A 16,468-nucleotide genomic window follows, 5' to 3' on the forward strand; every position below is an offset into this window, starting at 1 on the left:
GGTTATGTTTACTCCTTAGCCTGGGGCGTTGTCATCGTCGGCGTAGACACGCTCGTCGTAGTTCACAGCTTCAACAGACACCGTGTTGTCACCTCCGTGGTTGATAGAGGCAACTAAAACCGGGTAACTCCATCTGGTAGTGGTTCCAAACAAGAGGTGTGGCGGCTCGGTCTGCCACGAGGTGTCTGGTTCAAAGTCAATGGCCGGTACTTCCGCTATTGTTTCGGATATGCGGGTTGCTGGATACGGCCCGGAAAGTGTCCCGTCCTGACGCCGGATGGCAATGACGTGGCTCTGGCCGTCAACCCATCTTAGCGGCTCAGAAGACACCAAAGCCACCGTATTTCCAACCAGATATTCCAGCAGAATTGCAGACTGGCCATAACCCGGAACGTCATCACCGAGGGCGCAGAATGAAAAATACCGGCTGTTGAGTGCATCAAGTTCGGTACTGAATCCATACGTCCATCTGCGGTAGCGGTGCATTCGCCGGCGCCTCATCCCTATGCGCCAGGCGCGGGTCCGGTCGGTCACACCTTCCATGGCAATCTTTTCGACCTTCATACCAAGGTCGCCCGGCAGTCGGCACTCAACAGTTTCTTTGGCCCAGGTGGTACTGTCCACGTACTCAACGTCCACGCCGTCGAAATCGTCGGGCCTCAACATAGCAAAGGACCGCTGCAGCGGCTCGACCATGTTTTGCGGAGAGTACATATGCTCGTAAACCGTGTGTATCTGGTCACGCACCGGCCTGATCTTGCCCCGGTCAAGGGTCATCTCGGCAAAGCCTGCGCGGAATGCGTTGGCAAGTTCGCCTTTGACGGTGCTTTGAGATTCAACCGAGAAATCGTAGAAGTCGCCACGGAAAGCGCAAACTGCCGCCAAGGCGTCCATTGATACCAGGTCAATGTCGGCATCCGTGTACCCCATGCTTTTCAGCACATAGCACGCCCAAGCCTCAATGCTGCGGGTGGCAACCGGCTCGGTCCATGCCCCCCTGATGCGGGCGGGGAGCCTGCGCGTGGCCTTCACGCTGATCTGCTTGTCTGCCTGGGCCGCCAAGCGGTCACCGCCTCGGATCTTAACGGCTATTGTGGTCACGCCAGCGTATGAGGATGGCGCCGACAGCTTGCATTTGAGCCCGTACCATTGCACCACGTCCCTTGCTCCGAGATTGGTGGATTTGGCACCAACGCGCCGCATTCTGATTTCCGGTCGGATGGAGGCGGGCAATGAAAGCGTTTCGGTGTAGGCTATCTGGTCGACAGTCTTGCCCGTGTAGGTCTTTTGCACAGATGTCCAACTAACGCCATTGATGTCCCGCCATTGAAGTTCCAACTTGACCGAGATTTGTTGTAGGACGCCACTGGAATTGACCAGGCAAAGCCCTTGAGGAAACATCACGTCATATTCAACGGTGTCGGTCACTTCACCATACGGACAGGCGGGGAAAGGGCCAGCCCATCCCCCCTCGATACCGGAACCGTCAAGCTTCACGACAGCGTCGTTCGTGATGGCAAAGGTGAAGCCACCCCACGTCAAATCCACCTCGTCAGCGTCGGTCAACCTGTTCACTTCAACCGCAGTGATTTTGCCGTTTGTGTCCGTCTGCACGTAGGTAATCTCGTACTTGCTCCCGCGATAAGCGATGGACATGCGTTGGCTCCCCGTAAGGAGCCCGTTCACTTGGGAGTTGTCATCATAACTGAGGGTCATGGTACCAGCGACGGAATCGTATGTGGCGATCACGTACTCGCCAGCATTATCCCCGGCAATCTCAATTTTCATACCGACAAATGGCTGCAAGGTGGTGAAGTCGCCTTTAATGACGTCGGGGTCCGCCCACCCCTCAATCACGTCAAAGGTCTGCTTTTCATACACCATCAGGATCATGCCTGCGGTCCAGCCGGCGGGAAAAAAGCCAGCACCGGCCGGGATGGATATGGTATTGCCGTCGAATTGGTACGACGATGCTGTAGCCGCCGAGTCCCCAGTGAATTCGGCGTTGAGTTCAAGACCAGCCCTCCCGGCAGAAGTGAGACCAACTTCCGACGCGGTATGCCACCACTGAGCCATGGTCACGCCTGAAAGATCCGCACCTGGGGGAAAAATCTGGTAATCAGCATCGACACCAAGCGCGGAAAAGCGCGTATTGCCCACCAGCACTGTTTCCGCCGGGATGTCATATTCGCCCTTACCCACACACAGCAGCATTTCACTCCACTGGTATTTCTTGTTGGTGAAGTAAAGATGCGGGGGGAGCAGGTAATCAGGGTAAACCTTGAACGTACCGGCGATTTCACGGATGACAGAGTTTAGCTTCACCGCGTTGGCCTTTGCTGTCGATTCAATGACGCTATCGCCGCTACGCTGCTTTTTGCCCTGGCTGATAGTCGGCATGGTGATGAGACTAGACATCACCGCGTTCGCCGCCTTGTATGTCAGATAGGTGATGGTTATCGGGTCCATGCCTTTAGGCTCAACGCAGATCGTGACATCGTCATACGGATAAAGCGTAAATTCGTCCCACAACTCTGGATCCACAATGCAACCGTGGACTTCCACCGAAACGGGCGGGGACTTCCGAACCTGGTAGGAAGGGGCTTTTGACCGGAGCCATGATTCAACGGTCATCGGGCCGTGAAGATCATGCGTTTCGACGGGCACACCGTCTATTTTGGAGGCATAGATCCTAATCACGGTAATACTCCACCCTCAGATGCTGGCGCTCAAAATCGGGTATTCTGAGCCACTGACAGTTGACGCCAGGGTTGATCTCCATCACAGCCAGATCACCGTCAATTTCAACCACTACCGCGACATGCACACAGACATGGCCGCGAAACACAGCCGCGACTGCCCCGGTCTCTGGCTCGCAACGGGTTAAACCGCTGGACACCTCGAGGCACGCTTTAGTGAACTCCTTGGGCATCGTGTGACGCACATGGCCAAAGGAAGAAAGCAGCGGCAGTCCGTAAACTTCGTGCCGGATGGCGCGGACAAGCCCCCAGCAGTCGAACCGCTCCGGGCCCCTTGCGCCGTCCTCGTATTGCTTGCCGATAAAGTCGTTCAGCATCATAGGTATTTGAGCCCCGGTGCAAAGTTCGTCGTGTACTTGTCGCGCGGCCAGGCAGTGTTGAGCATGTCAAAAAATCCCGCCTGAATCTGCAACATCGCCCCTTGTGTGGAACCCGACAGCACCGTCATGCGGTACGGGGGGTCTGCCGGCGTCGATTTGTCGGAAGCGAGAAATGGGCGATACGTCAGAGCGACCCGCTCACCCGATTCAATGGCCGCGTCGATCCGCGCTTGTGCCTCTCCGGTCACATTGTCGATTGCGAAGGCAAGCGACTGATCACCACTGTTGTCCTTCTTGGGCAGCGAGACGGTAATGCCCGATGCTGTGAAAGTGAGACTGCGCCCGTTTTCGTCGGTGCAGGTATGATCCTCGAAACCATTGCAAAGAAGGATAGGCGCGTCCCATGCGGGGCATGAAAGCTCCAGTGTCTCGATGATCACATCGCCGCCGGAAGCATATACCGTCTCAAGAATGCTCATTCGGGCCACTCCTGGTTGAGCGCGACATCAACAATATTCTGCTTCACCACCAGATCCGGCGTGAGCCCATAAGACTTGTCAAGCATCGGACGCTCTCTTACCTCCACCTGTGCTTTATACCCCCAGAGGTCTTGCCCGACGAGTTCAGGGCCAACGGGTGTTTCCGTGAACCGGCAAGCCATCTCGTAAAAACCTACCGGTGCTTTGAGCCGCATACTGAACCAGCCGCCGCCCACCTGGGCTGCGAACGCCTCAAATATCTCAGCTTGGACCTGGTCGAAGATCCACGATAACGGGGCATAGGTCGGAACCGAGGTATACGCCACCCTTTGCCGAGCGCGGCCCGACACCATCTGTGTGCGGATGATGTTGTTCTCCGGTTTGAACCCATACCCGGACCTAAGCGGAGATGGCAAAGCATCAGGGAATTTCATTATGCCCCCACCGGCTGCATCCCGAACTTGCGGGACATTGCTTTCTGCACGCGGCCATCGCCCATAAGGTCGGCAATAAAGATGTCGATGACATTCCTACCGTCCTGCTGCCGATGCTCGACCTTGCCCGCCTTGCTCTTGTCTTCGTAGAGATTCACGACCGGAGCCGCCGCCGCTTGCTCCTGTTGGCGCGGGACATACGGCATGATGGTCCCGCTCTGTCCCGGCACGAACAGTTCGGGGCGTTTCTCTCCAACGATGTACGGGGTGCCAGCACTCACGTTGCCGCCAGTTTCACGGCCCTGCATTTGCGCTGCCTCAACCAGGCCGGACACTCCAGTCATAGCCGCCGACGCGTACCCCATGGCGCGGATGGTCGCGGAAAGCGGCACGCCAGCAATCGGGCCTAAGCCAATCGGCGGCGGTGCCAGCGCGGCCATTGCTGCCACTTCGGTTTGAATGAGGATCTGCGCAATGGCAATACCCTTCTGGAAAGCCAGTGCGGCCAGAGCAAAAGCCTTGTTGTCGCCTGCCATTTGAGCCATGAGGTTTGCTGACTGGTTTGCCAGGTTGAACTTCATGCCCAGAATGTCCTTGTTGTAGCCTTCCTCGATCTTGAGTAGTTCTTCCTTTTCTTTGCGAGCGTTGGCTGCCGCATCAGGATGATTGAGGCTCATCCCGCCAAAGCCCATAGACTCTGCAGGACCAGTGAGGCTGTAATGTGACTTCGGCGGCGCGGCTTCGTCGGACAGCAGGTTAAACGCGGACCTGGGCGTCTTCGGCTCGGTGAGGAACGGGACATCAAGGGTCGACTTGAGGATATCCCACCCCTTGACCGCATCCTCGGTGGCTTTCACCTGGTTGCGCGCCCACTCGTCCGTTTTCTTGTTGATGTCATCCAACCACTTCTTTTCCTCTTCTAGCGCGGCCTGCTCGCGCTTCCAGTTCATGAAGCCGGGGTCGTTGGTGGTGTAGTTGAGCTTTTCGGCTACGGAGCTGCCACTGCCACTGCCGCCACCCAGTCGCCCAGTCGCCCCGGGCTTCTTGTCGGCCTTTAGCGGGTTGCCTGCAGCATCAAGACCCACCTCGGAGTTGGCGAGTTCCTGCAGCCGCTTGTCACCCTCCGCATAGCGTTGAGCGAACATCTTGTTTTGCTCGGCCCACCACTTCCCCGTGTCGGTAAACTTGCCGCCCGTAACCGCCCACATGAGGGTGGTGACACTACCGCCAGCCTTATCGGCCAGCATTGCCATCCTTGTGATTTCAGCTTCGACAGAGTGCAATCCGCTGATGAAGGTAGGGATGCCCTTGGCTGCGGTATCCCCAAACGCAACCGCCAAGTTGGTCAATTCAGGGATTAGCGCCACTCCAAGCTGCACCTTCAGCGACTCGGCGACATCATCGATGTCCTTCATGGCCGACTTGTACTTCTTGACCGCCTGCACTTTGTCATCGCCAAAGATGAGGTGCAACTCCTTGGCGCGGTCCTCGGCTTCCTTCATCCCCTCAGAGGTGAGGCGCAGGATCCCGGAGAGCTCGCGCCAGCCTTTACCGTAAAGGGCCATTGCGGCGGTGTCACGGTCCTTGCCTTCCTTCAGGGTCTTGAGGTAGTCATTGACCTCCATCATGACGGTCATGGAATCCTTGAGGTTCCCATTGCTGTCGCGGATGTCGATCCCGGCTTTTTGGAAAGCTTCGCCGTTTTTGAGGGCTTGACGGGTGAGTCGGTCGGACGCGCCAACGGCATCATCGACGGTGAGGAAGGCATCATCAAGGGCAACACGCATGACAGACGCTTGAGAAGCAGAAACGCCGAACACCTTGGAGAGTTTGACAACTTCGCCGGAAACTTCCTTGGTGGTGTTGACCATGTCCTTGAACATGGCACCACCAGCAAGCACGGCAGTCACGGTAGCGGCGGCGGCGCCAATCTTGTTGAACATGGCGGGGATGGCGTCGAAGCTGGCGCTGATCTGCTTGGCCGAATCCTGCGCGGTGCGGGTCGCCTTGCCCATATCCTCGCGGAAACGGGCAATATCAGCCTGGAGGCTTATGACGAGTTCGCCGAGTTGACCGCTCATTTGCTGAGCTCCTTATCGATGTTGGCCGCCAGAGATTCGCGCACTTTCTCTATCGCTTCCTGCCTCTTTGCCTCAAATGCTGGCCTCATAAACGGTTTGGCCGCCATCTTCGCCGTGCCAAACTCCACAAAGCGCCAGTAGAAGGAGTCGCGGTCCACGTTCCTTTTTTTGCCGGCCATCCGTGACTTCTTGCCGGATCTGACATAGACCTGGTATTCAAGCCCGTTGCCCTTGCGCGGCTTCTTAAGCATGATGTCGCGGGCCATTTCGCCAGTGTCCTTGGGGGCGATCCGCTTGGCCTCGTCCCTGAAGACTGCGGCGCCAGCACGAAGGGCGCGGGTGAGGACGTTCTTGGCGAGCTTGTCAGGGAGAGCCTGTAGCCGCTTCTCTAACTCAGCCAGCCCTTTTATCTCAATTGTCCCCGTCTTGATGTCAGCCAAGCCCAAACACCTCTTTGTCGATCCGCGCCAGACGTTCCACTTCCGTTTCTTCCGGCTCGGGCTGTTTGGTGAAGTTCATGAAGTCAACCGGCAGCAAATCGCCGTCGTTCTTGAAATTGGCCAGGTGGAACAGGTGCATCATTTGCCCGTGCCTGAGTTCTTCGCGGTACTCCCCACAGGGGTCGATGCTGTCGTATGCCAGCATTTCCCCCACTTCGCTGCTGGTCATCTGCTCCAACATCATGCGCGGATGAGGGTAACCGCAATGCCGTGCCAGCCGAAAAAGGGTTAGCCTTCCTGGCTGGCTTCGGAGTTTTTTACCTCTTCACCGAGTGCGGCACCGACAATGTTCAACCTGGAACCAACGGAGAAGAGACGTTCAAGCACCGCCTGTTTCTTCTTGGCCAAGAAGTCCACATCCTCAACCGAGAATACCCGCTCTCCGTCTTCGTTGATCAGCATGAACACCAGCGCCAGAGCGACCCACGGCTTGTTCTTGTTCTCTTCAGCTTCGGCGGCGGCGCTGTACTCCATCCGCTGCAGTGCCGACATTTCGCCAACGATGACCTGTGCGCCCTCGCCCCACTCGGGAACGTCGACCACTTCGCGCTTGAGGTCTTGTGCTGCCAAGATTGATGCCTTGTCGAGTACCATTTAAGCCCTTTCTTTGTGGAAATAAGGGGCCGGGTTTACGGCCCCGATTGGTTAGGAGGCAACAGCCGCACCGGAGCGGCGCAGTTCGATGGAGCCGGTCAACACGCCGTCGACGGATGCTTTGGCGAGGTCAGGGTACTTGCGCACGGAGGCGTCGAAAGTCCGAACCGGAGTTGCGCCAGAGGGGTAGGTCATCTTGAAGGACTTGACCACCTGGGAGTTGTGCGCGGCGAGCATGGCGGCCTGCCCAGTGTCGGCGTCGAGGGAGTTCATCTCCAGCGTGATGGTGCCGGGGTCGCCCAAGCCGATGCGGAACTCTTTCTTGGTGCTGTCGAGGTCGGTGACGTCGATGTCGGAGGAGGTGGAACCGGAGGGGTCGATACTCTTCACCTCGCCCACCTTGGTCCAAGAGAGCGGGGTGGCGGTCCCGGCCGCCGTCAGGGTTTTGCCGGTGCTGTCGATCTGGATGGCGAAGGTGTTGGTGGTCTTGTTGGTCACCACCCAGTTAAGGCCGTTGACCAGGGCGGCGTCGGCGCCGGTTACGCCGGCAACACTCACAACGTCACCATTGGAAAGGCCGTGAGCCGCGGAAGTGATGATGGTCGGGTTGCCAGCCGTGATGCCGGTTATGCTCTTGGCCGCACCGCCGGTCCCGGCGATATGCAGGGTGGTTCCCTGCGCGAGGATTGCGCTTTTCGACATGATGGTGCTCCTTTATGGCGGGTGTTTTCCCGCAATGGAGGTTGAGGTTTAGTTGTCTTCTTGCCAGCAGTAAAAATCCATGTGCGAGTAGTAGCGCCGCGTCTCCTGCTCGAACCCGTCGACCGGGACCGATGCGGAGTAGTTCTTGAGCGTTCCGGCATCGCTTGCCGCCTTCATTGCCGAGTTGACGGCCGCCACCTTGGCAATGAGGTCTTGGGCGTCCACCGAGTAGATACTGACCTGCACCCTCGGCTGCGAGACGTCGGTGTCTCCTTCAAGGATCTGGAAGCTTGCCCCGCCTACAATGGTGAACACGCCGAACGTCTTGACCACATCGTCAGCGTTTGCCGCATCGGGCGCCTGGATGTAGTAAAGTTCCCCGGCAAATACCGATTGGTCGAGGATGTCGGCAAGGATCGATTGCAGGCTCATTGCGCTTTCACCCCGCTCTGACAAGTCAGGATCAACTCACGGTTGCGACCGTCAACGTTGTTTGGCTGCCCCAGTATCGAATAGATCATCTCGCCGTGAACGATCCGCATATCGGGTCGCAGCCACGGAACCCAGCGCATGGTGATTGTCACGTCAGCCCCGGGCATGGTGGTCTGCGCGGCGGCTTTGTCGTAACTCTTCATCACCTCAATGGAGGCGCGGCAGGTCTGGTAATCCATCCATGTGGTAGCCACGGTGCCCGCCTGTTTCTCTCTTGAGGGCTGCTGGATGGTGACCAGGTGCCTGAGTGCGCCGGACCTCATGGCTACCACCCGTAGACGCGCAGATCAGCCAAAAGGCTGTCCGCAAGCGTGGAAAGGTCAACCATCGTCAACTTCCCGTTGGCGACGGTTTCGCTCTCTCTGTTTTCGTAAAGGTTCGCCACGTTGATCAGCATCCACTGCTTGATCGCCTCGGGAACCGCATCAACCGTGCCGTACCCTGCCGTGAAGCGAACCCGCACCACACCCACATCGTCCAGTGTGGCCGGCCATTGCTGCCCGTAGGCTGGGAGGATTTGCCCCGGCTGACAGTTGGGCGCAGAGTCGGACTCTACGCGGTAGAGCGATGCGTCGAGCGTTTGCGCTGCGCCGGTAGTGTCCACGTAGGTAATCGACTCCACCGATTGCAGCGGCGGCAGGGGAACCTCCAGCGGATCACGCCCGCGCGGGAACCCGTCGAGCACCAGTTCCCATACCTGAGTCACCAGCGCCCGCCGCGTGACGGCTTCGGCCTTCTGGCGAACGGCTGAGATGAATAACCCAACCGGTCCGGTCTCCCCGAGGAAGTCGATGTCACCAAGCTGAAGCCTCATCTGCGCTTCAACCTGGGTGACATTGATCGGCTCGGCAGCCGGAGGGGTGATCAGGTTGAGGCGCATCAGTAGATCCCCACCAGGTTGGTAGCCGTAGACGCGGTGGTGATGATCTTGGCGCGAATCGGCAGAAGGGTGCCAAGAGGCACAGCCTTGAAGGTTACAACCGCACCGTCATCGGCCAGTTGAGCGACCACATCACCAGCGCCGCCCACGTAGACGTAACGGGTCACGGCGGCGAACTCGTTGGTGTCGTGCGGAGTGATGGCAAATGCCGACCGCGCCGGGGAGTTCAGGCCGCTTGCGTTGCTTCCGAATTTGTCAGTAGCCGCCACGGGTCACCCCCTACCCTGCCGAAACGGTGATGGTGCCGGAGTTGTTCCAGAGAGCCCCAGCGACGTGAGGGTCTGCGGTCGGAAGAATGAAGGCGCCAGAGACGTTAACGGTCGCCCCGGCTTCTACGGTCAGAGTCCCGCTGACAACCCACTCATCGCCGCCTTGCTTTTCATAGTTCTTGGTTTCGTATCCCATCTTCTATCCTCCAGAGGGGAGGCCGGAGCCTCCCCGCAGGTCAAGGGTTAAGCCGCTGCCGGGGAAACCAGTTGAGCGGAGGCCAGCAGGCCAGCAACGGAGTCGGGACGGACGCGGCCGCTGTAGCGAATGGCGGTGATGCCGAGGACCACGGCATTAGCCACGGCCGGGGTGATCGATGCCTGAAGGAACTGGTGTAGCTTCGGGTCGGGGCGGAACACGTCGACCACGATGGCGCTCTTGGTGGCGGCGGTGGCGGCGGTGATGGTGACAGTCGGGCAGCCAGCGAGTTCGGCCATGCCGCTGGTGGAGTTGGTGGCGTTACCTTCCACCATTGCCTTGACGGTGCCGGTATCGAGGGTGGTGCCGAGTTCAAAGACGAACATCACGCCCTCGTACCCGGCCATGTCGATGATGTCGCTGGTCCTCTTGGTGGTGCCGGCTGCGTAGTAGCCGAGCACCTGGTCAACTTTCACGTTCTTCATCAGGTTCATATCGTGCTCCTTGCGGCCCCGCCGGAGCGGGGCTAGAGAGTGGTTGTTTACGCGGTCTTGATGCGGGCGAAGGCTTCGCTCAGTACCGGCATGCCGTCGACTTCCATGTCGAAGATGAATCCGACTTCGGAGGTTGCGGCGAATAGCTCGTTGAGTCGCTTCACGCGGAGGCCCAGGCTGGTGGCGATGTAGTACCAGGAGAAGTCACCGAACATGCCGACGTATTTGCCGGTGGTGAAGGTGTTGGGCGCGTACTCGGACATCGCCAGCGGGCGACCCATGAGGGTGTCGATCGCGCCGAGGGCTTCAGCCATCTCGAAGATGTACTGACCGTTGCCATCCTTCAGTTTGGCGATCTTGGCGACCGCATCGCGGTGGAACAGCCAGGAGGCTTTGGTCATGTACTGGGCCTTGAGGCTGTACTTGACGGCCTTCAGCGCGTCGGCGGTGAAATCGGTCTGCTTCATATCGGTGCTGATGTCGCGGTCGGTGTTGATGCCGAGGGCGGAAGCGGTGAACAGGCCCAGCGGCTGCTGGTTGCCGGTGCCGGAGAGGAAGGCTTTCTCTTCGGTGATCCCGAACTTGTAGCCGGCGCGGTCCATGACTATGGCTTCCGGGTCGATGCCGTCGGCGCGAAGCAGCTTGTCGGAGATCTTGACCAGCTTTTTGAGCGGATGCGGTTTGAGTTCACGCTTTCCGAACCCGAGCTTGGTGTCCTCGGTGGCCAGCTTGATCTCAGTCGACCACTCGGTATCGTCCAGGTCGTTTTCCAAGGTCGGGAAGCCCAGACCGCTGGCGTTGGTGGTGGAGAAGTTGGTCGCAGCGGCACGCAGGAATACCTGGTCTTTCACCTTGGCGATGAGCTGCTTGACGAACTCCTGCGGGGTGATGAGGAAGCCGGCAGCGGTGTCGTTGCCCGCGGTGAGGGTACGGTATTCCTCGGCGGTCAGCCTTTCGCCGTTGCCGACGTCCAGGGTGAGCAGTTTACGAAAGGCTTTGCTGCGGGCTTCTTCTGCCGGCGGCTTGTCGGTCTGCTGATCCAGCTTGATGCCGAGTTCGCGCTTTTCCTCATCGATCAGCTTCTGCTCGCGGTCGATGTTCTCGCGCAGGGTCGTGGCTTCGTCCAGGTGGGCATCGTACTGGCGCTGTTCGTCCTCGTTGAGACTCCTTTTCTCAGAGTCGGCTTTGTCTACCATGGCACGCGCCGCAGTTACGGCAACGTTCCGCTTCTCCAGCATTTCACGCAGTTTCACACTCATTGTTTTCTCCTGGCGCGTGTTATCGCGCAAAGGTGTTGGCCCCGGAGGGCTTTCTAAAGCACTGCTTCCAATTCCAATCTGCGGCGGTTGATCTCAGTTCTGTAATCGATCTGCGGCACTTCCTGCCCTTTTGCTTTGTCCAAAGACCTCACCGCACAGTCGGTCTCGGGATATGCCGGATAGGTCACAGGGGAGACATCGTAAAGGCGCTCCACCTTGCTGATGGTGCGGGTCCAGTTGCCGGTGCCGTCCGGGTCGCGGGTCCACTCGTCACCGTCTTCTGCGATGGTGAACCCAAAGGACATCTGGTTGACGTCGCCGCGCTTCATGCTGATCTGCAGATCGCGGCCACAGGTGGTATCCGGCGGGTCGATCTCGATGGCCAGCCCGGTTTCATCTTCCTTGAGCCGAAGGGTGCCGGCAGCGGTGCGCCCCAGAATCATGTTCGGGTCGTGGTTGAAGAGGGCCCTGACGTCCGAGGTTGCCAGTGCGTCGGTGAAGGCTCCGGGCAGGATGATTTCGCGGAAGCACCCGCAAAGGAGTTCCGAGGGGGAGTTGAACAGAGCGGCATGCCCCCGGATCATCGGGGCCGCTGCACTGCCGCCCGCCCGGAGTTCCAGTGTGACGGCGCGGCGTTCTTCGTTGGGTAGCAAAACAGGTTTGCTCATGGTAATCTCCTAAACCTGCGCAGACAGGTAGTTCTGAATCGTCATCGCCGGGATCTTCGCCAGTTCGGCTTCGAGGTCGCGGGCGTGATCGCGCTCGTCCTTCAGGATGCCGGTGAGCAGATCGCGGGTCACGAAATCACCCTCCGACTCGCACAGGGCGATGGTTTCGGTGTACTTGGCCATGGCATCCTCTTCAGCAAGGAGGCTGACACCGAACATATCGCGGACATCAGCGCCGCCGACATCAACCGGGTTGAGGCCGCCCGCCGGCATCGCTTCCAGTTCGCGCAGACGATAGAGGATCGACTCGTAATGCCCCTGCTCATCCTCGCGGTGTTCTTTCACCATGGCGGCCAATTTTGGATAGCCGGCCACAGTGAATACCGACTCCTGAACCCAGTATTGCTGGATGGCAGTTTGCTCTTCGATGGCTCGCTGAATGAGGGCGGCTATAATCTGTGGGTTGCCTTTCATCTCTTGGGTGCTCCTACGTGGTCGCCTAGTTGCTGTTCAACCACTGAAAGCCGCTTGTCGATGTTGGAAACGTAGACCGCGAAGGTGATACAGAGTGGGATCAGCATCACAAGCGCGGCACCAGTGAACCCCATCCACCAAGTACCGGCTTTCTTGATCCACTCCACGTTGGTGGCTACCTTTTCAAAGTTGCTAGCCAATTCGTGAATGGCTTTCACTTCCTGTTCATGGACTTGGCAGACATCAGGCATTGGCATCCTCTCCGGTGGCTGAAGGTTCAGCGGGTGTTTTTGTAGGGTTCTGTCCCGCCTTGTCCAGAGGGACCATATTGCTCATGATGTAGAGGCTGTCGGCGCCTTCTTCCGTCACGGGGTTCTCACCCTCGTAAACCCGGATGCCGTTGGGCGTGATACTGGCAGTGCCGAAGCGGTTCTTCAGGTACTCGGAACGGCTCTTTGCATCGGCCCTCATCATGGAGTCCATGTCCATGTCGATTTCGATGTCCACCTCGCCCGGGTAAAGAAGTGCGCACTCCATCGCCTCTTCCCACCGCTCCACTTCCGGCTGGACGGTATGGGCCTTGAAGGACATGAAGAACTGCTCGGCGGAAGCGTAGGTTGGTGCCTTATCGCCATGACCGATCAACACCAGCGGCATGTTGTAGAAGCGGGCCAACTCTTCAACGCTCAGCTTTCGGGTTTCAAGGAACTGAACCTGCTCCGATGTCATAGACAGGTTTTCAACCTTCATCCCCTCTTCAAGGATCATGGTTTTATGTGCGTTGGCACTGCCGGCAAAGTTCCCACTTACCTGCTCTTTCATGCGGTCATAAGTGACTTGGGCAAGCTTGCCGGGTGCGGTCAACACCTTGGCGATCTGTGCACCATTGCGAAAGAGGGTAGAACCGTGCTCTTCGGTAGCCATCGCAAGGCCAATTGCGTTGTACATGGCGCGGGAAATCGGATCGATGCCAACGATGCCATTCATGGAGAAGCCGCGAACGTGCAGGACTTCCTCGGCGGTCAACACAACAGACTGGGCATTGAGCGGGAAATACTGGTAGAAAAGCACAGACCCTGGCGGCGGCGGCGGGCTGTTGTCGTAGAGGTAGTAAATCGTTCCCTCTTGTGTCTTAACAAACGGCCACATGCGCGAAGGGTCAAGTGGGACAAGCTCATTCTGCTGGCGCCCAGGATTGAACACAATTTGAGCGTAGGCATTGCCCTTCATCCAGCGGCAAGCCTGCATGTATTCAAAGAACTCGAAGGAGGTCTGCCAGCGGTTGGGCTTGCGGCGGAGGAGTTTGTCCAGCCGGTGTGTTGCGAGTACATCCTTGCCGCCATCCTCGCGGAGTTTCACCACACGCTTGGGAAGCATGGCAAGAATCTGAGCGTGCATCGTGACACACGCCCACACAGTGCTGACAGTAAGAGCTGTGGAGGAGTTGACTACTTGACCGGAGGCGGATTGACGGCCACCGCCCCACAAATCAGCAAGAGCGGGATCTTTGGGGGAATACACGGGCGAGGCGCTGCGGGATTCTTTTGCGCCACTAAGCCACGCCATCAATCACCCCCTGGCGCGGTGCAGACAGCCACGCAAGACCGACGAAAACCGCGCCAAGGAGGAGAAAAGCAGCCGGCGGTGACAGGAGGTAGGCGCCAATAAACAGGCATTCCACCCCCACGCAGAGCAAAACGTCACTTTCTTCCGGCTGAAATTTTCGCAGACCCTTTATCATGGCCGCTATGAAAGCATAAAAAAAGGGGGGCAGTTAGCCCCCATAACCACCCATAGCCCAGTTAAGTCACTTCGCCGGGTGGGATGTATCCGTTTTTCTCAGCCTCAAGGACACTGGGAACGTCAGCCCGTAGTCCCTTGCTCTTACTGCGACCTTCCGGATGCCAGAGTTTGATGATTCCCTTACTGGCCAAGTCTTTCAGGTAGTCGATGGAACAATCCCACCGTGCCGCCAGCGTCCCCAGGTAGCAAAACCTCTTCTCTTCAAAAGCAATTTTTTGCATTTCACCCCCTCTCATAGCATCCTGATCACATCTTCACCGCGTGCTGCGCGGTCGTTATAGCCACTTTGCTCCACCGTTTCGATGATCCCGGCCGCCATCACTGAGGCCACTATGCCGTCGATGCGCCCGGTAGACCTGCTCTTGTCCAGCTTCTTATTCTCAGCCGGATCCTCAACCGCCACGGCGTTGGCCGCGCACCAGGTGAGCACCGGGTTGCCGTCGTGTTTCAATTGGCCGTCAAGAAGAACCTCGAACTGCTTAACGGCGGGTCCCATCGACTGGAAGCCCTGTCCAAACTCTTCAAGTTCTGGGAGTGTTGCCCCGACGCGCTCCAGTTCCTTCCTGAAGTTGCCAATATTCCAGCGGTCGAAGGCAATCTTCTGCACGTCACAGTCGGCGCAAATCTGCACCAAGTCCTTGATGACAAACTCGTATTCGATGGTCGCGCGGTCCAGGGTCGTGATATGCCCGCCGTCGCGCCAGGCGATGTACGGCACCCGATCCTGATTGGCCTTCTGCGTGAGATTCCGCCCCGGCATCCAGAACCAGACCCGCAGGCGCCAGGAGGGATCGTCAGCCGATGGCTCAAAGAGCAGCGCAAAGGCGGTCAAGTCGCGCACCGCCGACAGGTCGAGCCCCCCCCAGCACCGCCGACCAGTGAGGTCTACATCAGAAAAACCCTTGTCCTCGGCGCCGAACCATGCCTCACTTGAAATCCATGGGTTGTCCGCTTCCACCCACTGGCAGAAGCACAGTCGTTTGACGGTGGCCATTTTCGACGGCATCCCCATAGCCTCGGTTACTTGGCCGCGAATGTAGGAGTAGCCGGGGATGCCCTCGTCGAGTTCGCCCGCAGCGTTGAGGTTCCCCTTTGGTTTCAGCGACGGGTTAACCTTCATCCACAGTGTTTCGTCGGTCATATAACGGTCCCCTTCCAGATCCTCCTGGTCGAGAGCGCAGATGTAGGCAAAGAACTCGTCATTTTCGATCTGTCCGGCACAGACCTTCGCGCCCATGTCGTGGTACTCCCAGCAGACGGACGTCTTATCGTGGCCCGAGTTGGTGATCATCACGCTGAGCGGTTGCCGGCGGAACTTGAAGCCGGCGCGCAGCATCTCGATCACGGTACCGTCGCGGTGCTCGTGGATCTCGTCCAGGAGGGCCATGTGTGGGCGCGGGCCCGACTGCCCTTTCTTGTCCGAGCTGATGACGCGAAAGAAGGACCCCTTATCGAGATAGGCTAGGTTCCAACGGTTGGCGCCGGTCCCCGATGCCACCAACCGCTTCTGCAGCTCGGGCGACTGATCGAAGAAGGCGAGCGCATCGCGGAAGAGCACCATGGCCTGATCGCGGAAGGTCGCGGCGGCATAAATCTCGGCGCGGGGCTCGCCATCGGCCACCAGCCCCTTAAGCCCGATCCCGGCGCAAAGGGGCGACTTGCCGGAACCCTTTGGCGTTTCGATGTAGGCAACACGGAAACGACGCGTACCGTCGGCGCGCTTCCAGCCGAAGAGCATCCCGACGATGAACGCCTGCCAGCCGTTGAGGATGAACGGCACACCCTCGAACTGGCCACCGTTGAGGCACAGGCACTCTTCAAAGAAGGCGATGTCCTCGGTGGCGGCTGTCGCGTCATAGTGTAGGCCGCGCTCGTGGCCATTCTCCAGGTCGCGGAGATGCCGCTTACAGGCGTCTCGAACGTGGGGGCCCGCCGCTATCTCGTCGGCGGTGACGGCAAGGGCGTATGCTGTGGCGCGGTCGGTGTTTTTAGCAGTAGTCTGTGCCATCCTCTTCACCATCCTCGAAAGGTCTGAATTGCTCTGAAGTCAAGCCTGTTCTTTTT

The 16,468-nt window shown here is 58.5% G+C and carries 22 protein-coding genes; all 22 read right to left on the bottom strand.

The window, feature by feature from the left end:
- Window positions 1–15: 15 nt before the first annotated feature.
- The 22 genes from KP003_RS16610 to KP003_RS16715 all read right to left on the bottom strand — a co-directional run bounded on the left by KP003_RS16610 (window position 16) and on the right by KP003_RS16715 (window position 16,412).
- Window positions 16–2,700, bottom strand: coding sequence for a host specificity factor TipJ family phage tail protein (locus tag KP003_RS16610; protein ID WP_217299937.1), 2,685 nt, complete (start codon window positions 2,698–2,700; stop codon window positions 16–18).
- A complete protein-coding gene (locus KP003_RS16615) occupies window positions 2,693–3,079 on the bottom strand; it encodes a hypothetical protein (protein WP_217299938.1) in 387 nt (128 codons plus the stop codon). Before KP003_RS16615 ends, KP003_RS16610 begins: the two co-directional genes overlap by 8 nt.
- Window positions 3,076–3,558, bottom strand: coding sequence for a DUF1833 family protein (locus KP003_RS16620; protein WP_217299939.1), 483 nt, complete (start codon window positions 3,556–3,558; stop codon window positions 3,076–3,078). The genes KP003_RS16615 and KP003_RS16620 overlap by 4 nt, the downstream gene beginning before the upstream one ends.
- Window positions 3,555–3,992 (bottom strand): hypothetical protein, encoded by a 438-nt coding sequence (locus tag KP003_RS16625; protein WP_217299940.1) that lies wholly within the window; start codon window positions 3,990–3,992, stop codon window positions 3,555–3,557. The genes KP003_RS16620 and KP003_RS16625 overlap by 4 nt, the downstream gene beginning before the upstream one ends.
- Window positions 3,992–6,073 carry a phage tail tape measure protein gene (locus KP003_RS16630; RefSeq protein ID WP_217299941.1) on the bottom strand — a complete coding sequence of 694 codons (2,082 nt, stop codon included), beginning with the start codon at window positions 6,071–6,073 and terminating at the stop codon, window positions 3,992–3,994. The genes KP003_RS16625 and KP003_RS16630 overlap by 1 nt, the downstream gene beginning before the upstream one ends.
- Window positions 6,070–6,513, bottom strand: coding sequence for an HK97-gp10 family putative phage morphogenesis protein (locus KP003_RS16635; RefSeq protein WP_217299942.1), 444 nt, complete (start codon window positions 6,511–6,513; stop codon window positions 6,070–6,072). The genes KP003_RS16630 and KP003_RS16635 overlap by 4 nt, the downstream gene beginning before the upstream one ends.
- A complete protein-coding gene (locus tag KP003_RS16640) occupies window positions 6,506–6,742 on the bottom strand; it encodes a phage tail assembly protein T (protein ID WP_217299943.1) in 237 nt (78 codons plus the stop codon). The genes KP003_RS16635 and KP003_RS16640 overlap by 8 nt, the downstream gene beginning before the upstream one ends.
- A 59-nt stretch (window positions 6,743–6,801) precedes the next feature.
- Window positions 6,802–7,167: a phage tail assembly chaperone gene (locus tag KP003_RS16645; RefSeq protein ID WP_217299944.1), complete on the bottom strand. Its 366-nt coding sequence runs from the start codon at window positions 7,165–7,167 to the stop codon at window positions 6,802–6,804.
- Between the two features lie 51 nt (window positions 7,168–7,218).
- The gene (locus tag KP003_RS16650; protein ID WP_217299945.1) at window positions 7,219–7,869 is read right to left on the bottom strand and encodes a phage tail tube protein; all 651 of its coding nucleotides are present in this window, start codon (window positions 7,867–7,869) and stop codon (window positions 7,219–7,221) included.
- Window positions 7,870–7,917: 48 nt separating this feature from the next.
- Window positions 7,918–8,301, bottom strand: a complete 384-nt coding sequence (locus KP003_RS16655) for a hypothetical protein (protein ID WP_217299946.1) — start codon at window positions 8,299–8,301, stop codon at window positions 7,918–7,920.
- Window positions 8,298–8,624, bottom strand: coding sequence for a phage head closure protein (locus KP003_RS16660; RefSeq protein WP_217299947.1), 327 nt, complete (start codon window positions 8,622–8,624; stop codon window positions 8,298–8,300). The genes KP003_RS16655 and KP003_RS16660 overlap by 4 nt, the downstream gene beginning before the upstream one ends.
- Before the next feature lie 2 nt (window positions 8,625–8,626).
- Window positions 8,627–9,241, bottom strand: coding sequence for a head-tail connector protein (locus KP003_RS16665; RefSeq protein ID WP_217299948.1), 615 nt, complete (start codon window positions 9,239–9,241; stop codon window positions 8,627–8,629).
- Window positions 9,241–9,510: a spike base protein, RCAP_Rcc01079 family gene (locus tag KP003_RS16670; RefSeq protein ID WP_217299949.1), complete on the bottom strand. Its 270-nt coding sequence runs from the start codon at window positions 9,508–9,510 to the stop codon at window positions 9,241–9,243. The genes KP003_RS16665 and KP003_RS16670 overlap by 1 nt, the downstream gene beginning before the upstream one ends.
- A 10-nt stretch (window positions 9,511–9,520) precedes the next feature.
- A complete protein-coding gene (locus KP003_RS16675; protein ID WP_217299950.1) occupies window positions 9,521–9,706 on the bottom strand; it encodes a hypothetical protein in 186 nt (61 codons plus the stop codon).
- 47 nt (window positions 9,707–9,753) lie between these two features.
- Window positions 9,754–10,200, bottom strand: a complete 447-nt coding sequence (locus KP003_RS16680; RefSeq protein WP_217299951.1) for a hypothetical protein — start codon at window positions 10,198–10,200, stop codon at window positions 9,754–9,756.
- Between the two features lie 47 nt (window positions 10,201–10,247).
- Entirely contained in the window at window positions 10,248–11,459 is a 1,212-nt protein-coding gene (locus tag KP003_RS16685) for a phage major capsid protein (RefSeq protein WP_217299952.1), read from the bottom strand.
- Between the two features lie 53 nt (window positions 11,460–11,512).
- On the bottom strand, window positions 11,513–12,127 hold the full coding sequence (locus tag KP003_RS16690; protein ID WP_217299953.1) for an HK97 family phage prohead protease: 615 nt from the start codon (window positions 12,125–12,127) through the stop codon (window positions 11,513–11,515).
- Window positions 12,128–12,136: 9 nt separating this feature from the next.
- Window positions 12,137–12,601 carry a ferritin-like domain-containing protein gene (locus tag KP003_RS16695; RefSeq protein WP_217299954.1) on the bottom strand — a complete coding sequence of 155 codons (465 nt, stop codon included), beginning with the start codon at window positions 12,599–12,601 and terminating at the stop codon, window positions 12,137–12,139.
- A complete protein-coding gene (locus KP003_RS16700; RefSeq protein ID WP_217299955.1) occupies window positions 12,598–12,852 on the bottom strand; it encodes a hypothetical protein in 255 nt (84 codons plus the stop codon). The genes KP003_RS16695 and KP003_RS16700 overlap by 4 nt, the downstream gene beginning before the upstream one ends.
- A complete protein-coding gene (locus KP003_RS16705; RefSeq protein ID WP_217299956.1) occupies window positions 12,845–14,167 on the bottom strand; it encodes a phage portal protein in 1,323 nt (440 codons plus the stop codon). Before KP003_RS16705 ends, KP003_RS16700 begins: the two co-directional genes overlap by 8 nt.
- A gap of 236 nt (window positions 14,168–14,403) precedes the next feature.
- Complete coding sequence (locus KP003_RS16710; RefSeq protein ID WP_217299957.1) at window positions 14,404–14,625, bottom strand: hypothetical protein; 222 nt, start codon at window positions 14,623–14,625, stop codon at window positions 14,404–14,406.
- 11 nt (window positions 14,626–14,636) lie between these two features.
- Window positions 14,637–16,412, bottom strand: a complete 1,776-nt coding sequence (locus tag KP003_RS16715) for a terminase large subunit (protein WP_217299958.1) — start codon at window positions 16,410–16,412, stop codon at window positions 14,637–14,639.
- Window positions 16,413–16,468: the final 56 nt, after the last annotated feature.

This window comes from Geomonas diazotrophica (assembly GCF_019063885.1).
GTDB classification, from domain to species: domain Bacteria; phylum Desulfobacterota; class Desulfuromonadia; order Geobacterales; family Geobacteraceae; genus Geomonas; species Geomonas diazotrophica.

Coding starts and splice junctions, on each gene's coding strand:
- KP003_RS16690 (WP_217299953.1), bottom strand. CDS start 12,127: ATGAGCAAACCTGTTTTGCTACCCAACGAAGAACGCCGCGCCGTCACA.
- KP003_RS16680 (WP_217299951.1), bottom strand. CDS start 10,200: ATGAACCTGATGAAGAACGTGAAAGTTGACCAGGTGCTCGGCTACTAC.
- KP003_RS16695 (WP_217299954.1), bottom strand. CDS start 12,601: ATGAAAGGCAACCCACAGATTATAGCCGCCCTCATTCAGCGAGCCATC.
- KP003_RS16630 (WP_217299941.1), bottom strand. CDS start 6,073: ATGAGCGGTCAACTCGGCGAACTCGTCATAAGCCTCCAGGCTGATATT.
- KP003_RS16685 (WP_217299952.1), bottom strand. CDS start 11,459: ATGAGTGTGAAACTGCGTGAAATGCTGGAGAAGCGGAACGTTGCCGTA.
- KP003_RS16640 (WP_217299943.1), bottom strand. CDS start 6,742: ATGACCAGCAGCGAAGTGGGGGAAATGCTGGCATACGACAGCATCGAC.
- KP003_RS16705 (WP_217299956.1), bottom strand. CDS start 14,167: ATGGCGTGGCTTAGTGGCGCAAAAGAATCCCGCAGCGCCTCGCCCGTG.
- KP003_RS16660 (WP_217299947.1), bottom strand. CDS start 8,624: ATGAGGTCCGGCGCACTCAGGCACCTGGTCACCATCCAGCAGCCCTCA.
- KP003_RS16665 (WP_217299948.1), bottom strand. CDS start 9,241: ATGCGCCTCAACCTGATCACCCCTCCGGCTGCCGAGCCGATCAATGTC.
- KP003_RS16615 (WP_217299938.1), bottom strand. CDS start 3,079: ATGATGCTGAACGACTTTATCGGCAAGCAATACGAGGACGGCGCAAGG.
- KP003_RS16645 (WP_217299944.1), bottom strand. CDS start 7,167: ATGGTACTCGACAAGGCATCAATCTTGGCAGCACAAGACCTCAAGCGC.
- KP003_RS16655 (WP_217299946.1), bottom strand. CDS start 8,301: ATGAGCCTGCAATCGATCCTTGCCGACATCCTCGACCAATCGGTATTT.
- KP003_RS16650 (WP_217299945.1), bottom strand. CDS start 7,869: ATGTCGAAAAGCGCAATCCTCGCGCAGGGAACCACCCTGCATATCGCC.
- KP003_RS16625 (WP_217299940.1), bottom strand. CDS start 3,992: ATGAAATTCCCTGATGCTTTGCCATCTCCGCTTAGGTCCGGGTATGGG.
- KP003_RS16710 (WP_217299957.1), bottom strand. CDS start 14,625: ATGCAAAAAATTGCTTTTGAAGAGAAGAGGTTTTGCTACCTGGGGACG.
- KP003_RS16675 (WP_217299950.1), bottom strand. CDS start 9,706: ATGGGATACGAAACCAAGAACTATGAAAAGCAAGGCGGCGATGAGTGG.
- KP003_RS16620 (WP_217299939.1), bottom strand. CDS start 3,558: ATGAGCATTCTTGAGACGGTATATGCTTCCGGCGGCGATGTGATCATC.
- KP003_RS16715 (WP_217299958.1), bottom strand. CDS start 16,412: ATGGCACAGACTACTGCTAAAAACACCGACCGCGCCACAGCATACGCC.
- KP003_RS16700 (WP_217299955.1), bottom strand. CDS start 12,852: ATGCCTGATGTCTGCCAAGTCCATGAACAGGAAGTGAAAGCCATTCAC.